We start from the raw sequence: 9,551 nt of genomic DNA, 5'->3' as shown, positions 1-9,551 counted from the left end.
TTGCATGTATTAGGCACGCCGCCAGCGTTCATCCTGAGCCAGGATCAAACTCTCCGAAGAAATGTTTGACTTGCTCAATTTAAAAAATAAAAATTAACGTTGACGTTTACTATTTCGTTCAGTTTTCAAAGAACTCTTGTCTTAAAGCGACTCCTATATAATAACACTTTATAAGAATCGTTGTCAACACTTTTATATAACTTTTTTAAAACTATTAAGAAAGTTATATATGTTTTGCTGACTTTTTATATATTACCAAAATGAAAAGCCTATGGCAAGGTTTTTTTACATAAAAAAAGCCCCTGCTTTTTCAGGGGCTTTTTTTTATTCTTCTGTTTCTTCAGCTTCAATTATTATATCTGTCTCTTCATGTTCATCTAATTCATCTAACACTTCGTCTTCATCTTCTGAAGTTTGTACTTTTGCAACCGTTGAAACAAACTCTTCGTCTCCTAAACGGATGACTTTGACACCTTGTGTGTTACGGCCCATTTGTGAAATATCTGAAACAGAAACACGGATAAGAACGCCGCTTACTGTGATAAGCATAATATCTTCTTCTTGAGATACGCATTTCAGTGCGACAACATCACCATTTTTATCAGTGATATTACATGTTCTTAAACCTTTACCGCCTCTTGTTTGTACACGATATTCTTCAATCGGCGTACGTTTTCCGTAACCATTTTTCGTAATGATCAAGACATCTGATTGTTCTTCGAGAATCTCCATACCGATTACTTCATCTTCTGAATCGAGAGTGATCCCTTTAACTCCAGTAGCTGTACGTCCCATTGAACGAACATCATTTTCATTAAAACGAATTAACATACCCTTCTTCGTTCCAATAACCATATCGCGCTTACCATCTGTCAATTTAACAGAAATCAATTCATCTTCTTCTCTTAAATTCAAGGCGATAAGTCCGCTATTTCGAATGTTCTCAAAAGAAGATAAAGGTGTACGCTTAGAAATTCCTTGTTTTGTAGTAAAGAATAGATACCAATCGTCTACAAATTCATCGACGCGAATGATGGCATTTACCCACTCACCCTTGTCTACTTCTAACAAGTTAATAATAGGTATCCCTTTAGCCGTTCTTCCGTACTCTGGAATTTCGTATCCTTTTGTCCGATAGACTTTTCCCTTATTTGTAAAGAAGAGAATCGTATCATGAGTAGAAGTTGTTAGAAGATGTTCAACGAAATCATCTTCGTTTGTATTCATTCCTTGAATACCTCTTCCGCCTCTTCGCTGACTCTTATACGTAGAAACAGGCAAACGTTTAATATAGCCGTTGTGCGTTAAGCTAATAACAATATCTTGGCGAGGAATCAGATCCTCATCTTCGATAATTTCAGCTCCTCCGCTTACGATTTCTGTTCGACGGCCGTCATTGAATCTTTCTTTTACTTCTATTAGTTCTTCTCTAATAATTTCTAATACTTTTTCTTCATCTGCTAAAATAGCTTTTAATTCAGCAATTAGCGCTAATAAAGATTGATATTCTGCTTCAATCTTCTCTCGCTCTAATCCTGTTAAACGCTGTAGGCGCATATCCAAAATAGCTTGCGCTTGTTTTTCAGATAACGAAAACTGCGTCATTAATCCTTCACGTGCAATATCTGTTGTTTGAGAACCTCTAATTAAAGCAATAACAGCATCTAAATTATCAAGAGCAATCTTTAAACCTTCTAAAATATGCGCACGTGCTTCTGCTTTTCGAAGTTCAAATTCAGTACGACGACGAATAACCACTACCTGATGGTCTAAGTAGTACTGTAGACATTGCTTCAAGTTCAATACTTTTGGCTGTCCATCTACTAATGCAAGGGTATTAATACCAAAACTTGTTTGAAGAGATGTCTGCTTATATAAGTTGTTTAATAAAACATTTGCATTTGCATCACGTCTTACTTCAATAACAATACGCATACCTGAACGGTCAGACTCATCTCGTAAATCCGTAATTCCATCAATCTTCTTATCACGAGCTAGCTCAGCAATTTTTTCAATTAGCTTTGCTTTATTTACTTGGTATGGAAGTTCATGAACAATAATAGTTTGTTTACCATTGCTTTGTTCTTCAATTTCTACTTTTGCGCGAACAATAATAGAACCTTTTCCAGTTTCATAAGCTTTACGAATTCCGCTGCGGCCAAGAATTTGTCCTGCAGTTGGGAAATCCGGGCCTGGAATAATCTCCATTAACTCTGCAATTGTGATATCAGGGTCTTGACTTACAGCTAAAACGCCGTCAATGACTTCCCCTAACTGATGCGGAGGAATATTTGTCGCCATACCTACCGCAATTCCGGCTGAACCGTTTACAAGTAAATTTGGAAATCTAGCAGGTAATACAATTGGTTCACGTTCAGAACCGTCATAGTTATCTTGGTAATCAATTGTATCTTTATTGATGTCACGCAACAGTTCCATCGAAACTTTTGACATTCTTGCTTCTGTATAACGCATAGCTGCTGCTGCATCTCCATCAACAGATCCAAAGTTTCCATGACCGTCGATTAGCATATAACGATAGCTAAAATCTTGTGCCATACGAACCATTGTTTCATATACAGCTGAGTCACCGTGTGGGTGATACTTACCAATTACTTCTCCTACGATACGAGCTGATTTTTTATATGGCTTATCCGATCCCATACCTAAATCATTCATTGCATATAAAATACGACGGTGCACAGGCTTAAGTCCGTCTCTTACATCTGGTAAAGCACGCGATACAATTACGCTCATTGCATAATCTAAAAAGGATGCGCGCATTTCTTGACTAATATTTACTTCTCTTATTTGAGAGTTTGGTTTATCTGACATCGATAAGAACCTCCTTCGCGAAGTTCAGTATAGTAATTCATATATATGTAAACGCAGGATAGAACCTATCTCCATCCTGACGTTTATATACCCTTTATAAAAAATATAAAGGGTATTACCGTTCATTTAAATATCAAGATTTTTTACGTACTGAGCATTTTCTTCAATGAAATTACGGCGTGGTTCTACTTTGTCGCCCATTAAAATTTCAAATGTCTCATCAGCTTCAATTGCATCTTGCAAGTTCACCTGAAGAAGGGTACGGAACTCTGGATCCATTGTTGTTTCCCATAATTGTTCAGGATTCATCTCTCCTAAACCTTTGTAACGCTGAAGGTTTGGTTTTGCGCCTTCAGGGAAAGAAGCTAATACCTCTTCTAATTGACGATCGTTGTACGCGTACTCCACTTTTTTACCTTGTGAAACTTTGTAAAGAGGCGGCTGAGCAATGTACACATATCCGTGCTCAATAATCTGTCTCATATAGCGATAGAAGAACGTTAGAAGAAGCGTACGAATATGCGCACCGTCTACGTCTGCATCTGTCATAATCACAATTTTATGGTAGCGGGCTTTCGAAATATCAAAATCGTCACCAATACCCGTTCCTAGAGCGGTAATGATTGTACGAATTTCGTTATTAGATAAAATTTTATCTAAACGCGCTTTCTCTACGTTGATAATTTTACCACGTAAAGGCAAAATAGCTTGGAAATGACGGCTTCTTCCCTGCTTAGCTGAACCTCCGGCAGAGTCACCCTCTACTACATAGAGTTCGCTAATAGAAGGATCTTTTGATGAACAATCTGCTAATTTACCCGGTAAGTTTGAAATTTCAAGCGCGCTTTTACGGCGTGTAAGCTCACGAGCTTTTTTAGCTGCCATTCTTGCTCTTGCAGCCATTAAACCTTTTTCAATTACCTTTTTCGCCACAATAGGGTTCTCTAGCAAGTAAGTTTCTAAGTGTTCTGCAAACACAGAGTCAGTAATTGTTCTTGCTTCACTATTTCCCAGCTTTGTTTTTGTTTGTCCTTCGAACTGCGGATCTGGGTGCTTAATAGAGATGATAGCTGTAATTCCTTCACGAACATCTTCACCTGTTAGATTGGCGTCACTGTCTTTAAATACGCTGTTTTTACGTGCATAGTCGTTAATTACACGCGTTAACGCTGTTTTAAATCCTGCTTCGTGCGTTCCACCTTCATATGTGTGAATATTGTTTGCAAAAGAATATAAATTACTTGTATAGCTATCGTTATATTGAATAGCAATTTCTACAGAAATGTTGTCTCGATTACCTTCAATATAGATTGGCTCTTCGTGAATCACTTCTTTCGAACGGTTTAAGTGTTCAACGTAAGACTTAATTCCGCCTTCATAGTGATACTCACGTCTTTTATCTTCTTCACGTTTGTCTTCAATCGTAATTTTAATGCCGCGATTTAAGAAAGCTAACTCACGCAGACGATTAGCTAACGTATCAAAATCGTATTCAAGCGTTTCTGTAAAAATTTCACCGTCTGGACGGAATTGAATAACAGTACCTGTTTTATCTGTTTCTCCAACTACTTTTAAGTCAGCAGCCGGTACACCTCGTTCATATTTTTGATAATGAACTTTACCGTCACGATGTACGTGCACTTCCAATGAGGTAGAAAGTGCATTAACAACTGAGGCACCTACACCGTGTAATCCACCAGATACTTTATAGCCGCCGCCGCCAAATTTACCTCCGGCATGAAGAACCGTTAAGATAACTTCAACGGCAGGTCTGCCCATTTTTTCTTGAATACCAACCGGAATTCCACGACCGTTATCTTTGACTGTAATACTATTATCCTTTTCGATAATAACATTAATTTCATCGCAATAGCCGGCCAGCGCTTCATCAATACTATTATCTACAATTTCCCATACAAGATGATGTAGACCCTTTGCGCTCGTCGATCCAATATACATCCCCGGACGTTTACGAACAGCTTCTAATCCTTCTAATACTTGTATCTGATCAGCTTCATATGCTTGTACTTCTTTTTGTTCCATCGTCAAATGTATCACCTACACTTTTTTTTAACAGCAAACTGCTGTATTTATCATTTTGTATTATGTTTTTCGAATATTATGTGGAAATAATACGGAGCCTTTAATGTATTTGCAATTTGTTTACTTATGCACAAAATTTTCATAATCGAGGGTACGAGTTGAAATATATAGACTTAAAACTATAATGATATCATATTTCAGTTAGATTGCCTTGCGAAAAGTTTTTAGATAGATCAATTGCTATTTGACCTTTTGAATTTGGCCAGCTTCTACGTGATATGTAGCGGCTTTTTCTAAGGTCTCGTGATGAATTCCTTCAATGCTCGTTGTCGTTACAAACGTCTGAACTTTTCCTTGAATGGTATTTAGCAAGTGTGATTGACGAAAATCATCTAATTCAGACAATACGTCGTCTAAAAGCAAGATTGGATATTCACCTACTTCTTGATGAATTAACTCGATTTCAGCAAGCTTTAACGATAAAGCAGTCGTCCGCTGTTGCCCTTGTGAACCAAATGTTTGAACGTCTTTTTCATTAACGTAGAAAAGAAGATCATCACGGTGTGGTCCTGCTAAGGTGACACCTCTATCAATTTCTCTACTTTTTATTTTATCAAACTTTTGATGATATGCTTCTAACATTTTCGACAAATCTGCATCTTCTGATACATCAATTGAATTCTTATACTCAATTTTTAATGTTTCTAAGTCTCGACTGATCCCTTTATGAATAGGCTCTGCCCACTGTTGAAGTAACTGTAAAAACTCAAAACGTTTTTTTAAGATTTTCGCCGCCATTTCACTTAACTGTAACGTAAGTACGTCTAAAAGTGAAAGATCCGTTTGTTTTTTTGTCTGCAGCTGCTTCAAATATTGATTTCTTTGCTGCAAAATCTTTTGATACCTGCTTAAATCATGCATGTAAACAGGCGAAACTTGACCAATTTCCATATCGATAAATTTGCGCCTTACTTGCGGACTCCCTTTAACTAGGTTCAAATCCTCCGGAGCAAACATGACAGTGTTAATTGACCCTATATATTGACTGAGTTTTTTCTGCTCAATGTGATTATATTTTGCTTTTTTCCCTTTTGTTGAGATGACTAAATCCAGTGTAACAGGTCCTCTATGCTTTTCTACAATGCCGGATAGCTTTGCATACTCACAGTCCCATTTAATTAATTCTTTATCGTTGGATGTACGATGAGATTTAGCCATAGATAATACGAAGATCGATTCCATCACGTTTGTTTTACCCTGTGCGTTTTCACCCAAAATGACGTTTACTTTATTTTCAAAAGGAATCGTTGTCTTCGTATAGTTTCGGTAATTTGTCAAAGTAATTTCTTTAATATACAAACGTTTCACCAACTTTAAGTAATAACAACAAATGATCCTGCAGCCGGTATATCCACTTCGTCATTTGCATATAATTTACGTCCGCGGCGCTCTTCTAGCTCCCCGTTTACATATACTTCGTGCTCACCTAAAAACCATTTTACCATTCCACCTGTTTGAATGACGTCTGCTAATTTTAAAAACTGGCCAAGCGTAATGTATTCAGTTGAAATTTTAACCTCTGTTTTCATGCGACTCTCTCACTTTCTAATGATGTATCTCTATTTTACTAAATAATTCTCCTTGAGAAAAGAAAGCTACTAGTACGGCATGCTAGTAGCTTTCTGAGATTTAATATGTTCGCACTGGTAAAATCAGCTGCAGCATTGAATCATCCTCTAATGTTCGAATGACAAATGGACGCATCGCACCAGTGAAGTTGATTTTGATATCTGTTCCTTCGAGCGCTTTTAATGCATCTAACATATATTTTGCGCTAAAAGAAATTTTTAATTCTTCTCCTGAGATAGACTGACTTTGTACCTCTTCAATTACTTTTCCGATTTCAGGAGAGTTAGAAGAGATTTCAACAATTCCTTCATCCAGCGTAGATAGTTTTACTACGTTGTTTCTTCCTTCACGAGCTAATAAAGAAGCGCGGTCAATCGATTGCAAGAATTCTTTTACGTTCAATATAACATCCGTTTTACTATCAGCTGGGATCAATCTTGAAGTATCAGGATAATTTCCGTCCAATAATCTTGAGAAAAATAGTAAATGTTTTGTTTTGAATAATACTTGATTTTCCGTGATAACAATGTCTACTAATTCATGAGAATCATCAAGGATCTTACTGAATTCACTTAAACTTTTACCTGGAATAACCACATTATACGTTGCTTCATTTCCAGTTTCAATGGTCGCTTTTCGCAAAGCTAGACGATGACTGTCAGTGGCAATGCACGTTAATTCTTTGCCATCGACCTTCCAGTTTACACCTGTCAAGATAGGTCGTGTTTCTGAGGTGGACACCGCAAAGACAGTTTGTCGAATCATGTTTTTTAATAAGTCTGTCGGTAATCTAAACATGTTGTTTTCTTCGATCTGTGGTAAATGAGGATACTCTTCTGCATCTAAACCATTTAAGTTAAATTCAGCTTTTCCTGAACGAATGATTGTTAAAAAGTGACTTTGGACGTCTAATTCTACAATGTCTTTAGGAAGCTTTTTTACGATTTCACTAAAGAAACGAGCTGGGAGAACAACGCTTCCTGGTTTTTGGATATCAACAATCTCTTTTCCTTCTTCTTCGTTTGGAATAAACGATTCAATCGAGATATCGGAATCACTTCCTGTTAAGGTAACACCTTCTTCAGTCGCTACAATTTTAATCCCCGTTAAAATTGGAATTGTTGTTCTAGAAGATACAGCTTTCATAACGTCTTGAACGCTTTGAACTAGATAGTCTTTCTGTATGATAAATTTCATAATAATTAATCCTCCTTAAAAGTAGGTTTAAAAGCTTATTATTTATTATATTTTAAGATAGTAGTAGTAATAGGGGCTGTGGAAATGTGGATAACCCCTAAAAACGTGAGAACACAGCCTATCCACATGTGGACAGACTGTGTACAATCCTAACTCACTTATACACAAAATACAAGTAAAAAAAGCCTATATTTTTAGTGATTCACTTATTTCTTTAATTTGTTTTTGTAGGTCAGTATCTGTTTGAACAAGTTTTGAGATTTTTTCATGAGCATGGATGACAGTAGTATGGTCTCGCCCGCCAAACTCTTCTCCAATTTTAGGCAGCGAAAAATCCGTTAGTTCGCGAGAAAGGTACATGGCAATTTGTCTAGGAAACGCAACTGACTTTGTACGTTTCTTTGCTTTGAAATCATCTAATTTTATATTAAATTCTTGTCCAACAATCTGTTGGATGTCTTGAATCGTAATAACCCTAGGTTTTGAACTAGGAATGATATCTTTTAATGCTTCTGCTGCTAAATCAGCGTTTATATCTTTATTAATTAGTGAAGAATAAGCTACTACACGAATAAGTGCGCCTTCTAATTCTCTAATATTTGAATCAATCTGATTGGCGATATAAAGCATAACTTCATTTGGAATAACTAAGCCGTCCGCTTTGGCTTTTTTACGCAAAATAGCAATTCGTGTTTCCAAATCTGGTGGTGTGATGTCTGTAATAAGGCCCCATTCAAAGCGAGAGCGAAGTCGATCTTCAAGTGTAGGAATTTCTTTCGGCGGTCGATCACTTGAGATGACAATCTGCTTGCTTTCTTCGTGAAGCGTATTAAACGTATGGAAAAATTCTTCTTGTGTCTGCTCTTTACCTGCTAAGAATTGAATATCATCAATCAGTAAAACATCTACATTACGGTATTTGTTGCGGAATTCTACTGCTTTATTGTCACGAATAGAGTTAATAAACTCGTTTGTGAATTTTTCAGATGATAAGTACACGACTTTCGCGGCAGGATTATGATCTAACACATAGTGGCCTATGGCGTGCATTAAGTGTGTTTTGCCTAATCCTACTCCCCCGTAAATAAAAAGCGGATTATACGCTTTAGCCGGCGCTTCTGCTACTGCTAAAGAAGCTGCATGCGCAAACCGATTTCCAGATCCGATAACAAATGTATCAAAGGTATACTTCGAATTTAGCATGCTTTGAGGAAATTCTGCTCCTTCGTCTTTATTGACTTTCTTTTTAGGAGTTTGAATATCGAATTCTTCCTCGGCCTGGTTAGGAGGAATAATAAATTTTACATCTAACTCTTCCCCCGTAAGATCATAAAGTGTTTCAGCAATTAAATTAGAATACCTAGATTCTAACCAGTCCCGTGCAAAATCATTAGGTGCAGTAATAATGAGCGTGTCTCCTTGTAAAGCATGAGCTTTTGTCGATTTGAGCCAGGTTTCAAAACTAGGTTTGCTTAATTTTTTTTCAATTTGATCTAAAGCTCTATCCCATAAATCATGAATGTTTTCCAACGAGCAATCCCTCCTTTTTCTAGCTTTTATGCGCTTTGTACAACCCTTGTACAACCTGCACAAAACCTTATGCATAAAAAATTTATATTTATACAATTGCTATTATGTGGGTAAATATATATTATAGAAGAAAGTCGACTATTCGACAGATTCCACATGGTGTGGATAACTTTATACAGTGATAGTGGAAATGATGTCCACAAGTTGTCCACAGTTTGTGGATAAAAACCAACTGTGGAAAAGTAATTAAGAGTGAAAACAAAAATATAATATCAAAGAATTCGGCATGATGCAATGAATTTTCGAAACTTATCCAC

At 36.7% G+C, this 9,551-nt stretch carries 6 protein-coding genes and 1 rRNA gene; all 7 read right to left on the bottom strand.

The window, feature by feature from the left end; translation table 11 throughout:
• A 16S ribosomal RNA gene (locus ACFX4N_RS23520) occupies nucleotides 1-60 on the bottom strand; the annotation flags it as partial.
• Nucleotides 61-324: 264 nt separating this feature from the next.
• The gene (gyrA, locus tag ACFX4N_RS23515) at nucleotides 325-2,835 is read right to left on the bottom strand and encodes a DNA gyrase subunit A (RefSeq protein ID WP_013054825.1); all 2,511 of its coding nucleotides are present in this window, start codon (nucleotides 2,833-2,835) and stop codon (nucleotides 325-327) included.
• Nucleotides 2,836-2,961: 126 nt separating this feature from the next.
• Nucleotides 2,962-4,878, bottom strand: coding sequence for a DNA topoisomerase (ATP-hydrolyzing) subunit B (gene gyrB, locus ACFX4N_RS23510; protein ID WP_013054824.1), 1,917 nt, complete (start codon nucleotides 4,876-4,878; stop codon nucleotides 2,962-2,964).
• Between the two features lie 240 nt (nucleotides 4,879-5,118).
• Nucleotides 5,119-6,237, bottom strand: coding sequence for a DNA replication/repair protein RecF (recF, locus tag ACFX4N_RS23505; protein WP_013054823.1), 1,119 nt, complete (start codon nucleotides 6,235-6,237; stop codon nucleotides 5,119-5,121).
• Nucleotides 6,238-6,251: 14 nt separating this feature from the next.
• On the bottom strand, nucleotides 6,252-6,467 hold the full coding sequence (gene yaaA / locus ACFX4N_RS23500) for a S4 domain-containing protein YaaA (protein WP_192100738.1): 216 nt from the start codon (nucleotides 6,465-6,467) through the stop codon (nucleotides 6,252-6,254).
• Between the two features lie 100 nt (nucleotides 6,468-6,567).
• The gene (dnaN, locus tag ACFX4N_RS23495; RefSeq protein WP_013054821.1) at nucleotides 6,568-7,704 is read right to left on the bottom strand and encodes a DNA polymerase III subunit beta; all 1,137 of its coding nucleotides are present in this window, start codon (nucleotides 7,702-7,704) and stop codon (nucleotides 6,568-6,570) included.
• Nucleotides 7,705-7,890: 186 nt separating this feature from the next.
• The gene (dnaA, locus tag ACFX4N_RS23490; RefSeq protein WP_013054820.1) at nucleotides 7,891-9,234 is read right to left on the bottom strand and encodes a chromosomal replication initiator protein DnaA; all 1,344 of its coding nucleotides are present in this window, start codon (nucleotides 9,232-9,234) and stop codon (nucleotides 7,891-7,893) included.
• Nucleotides 9,235-9,551 lie beyond the last annotated feature (317 nt).

This window comes from Priestia sp. YIM B13551, assembly GCF_042787905.1.
Lineage (GTDB): Bacteria > Bacillota > Bacilli > Bacillales > Bacillaceae_H > Priestia.
Note: the sequence above shows the minus strand (reverse complement) of the source record. Positions and strands in the feature narration are given on the sequence as shown.

What these genes read in the sequence shown, in the direction of transcription:
- gyrA (WP_013054825.1), bottom strand. Translation starts at nt 2,835, where the DNA reads ATGTCAGATAAACCAAACTCTCAAATAAGAGAAGTAAATATTAGTCAA.
- dnaN (WP_013054821.1), bottom strand. Translation starts at nt 7,704, where the DNA reads ATGAAATTTATCATACAGAAAGACTATCTAGTTCAAAGCGTTCAAGAC.
- yaaA (WP_192100738.1), bottom strand. Translation starts at nt 6,467, where the DNA reads ATGAAAACAGAGGTTAAAATTTCAACTGAATACATTACGCTTGGCCAG.
- gyrB (WP_013054824.1), bottom strand. Translation starts at nt 4,878, where the DNA reads ATGGAACAAAAAGAAGTACAAGCATATGAAGCTGATCAGATACAAGTA.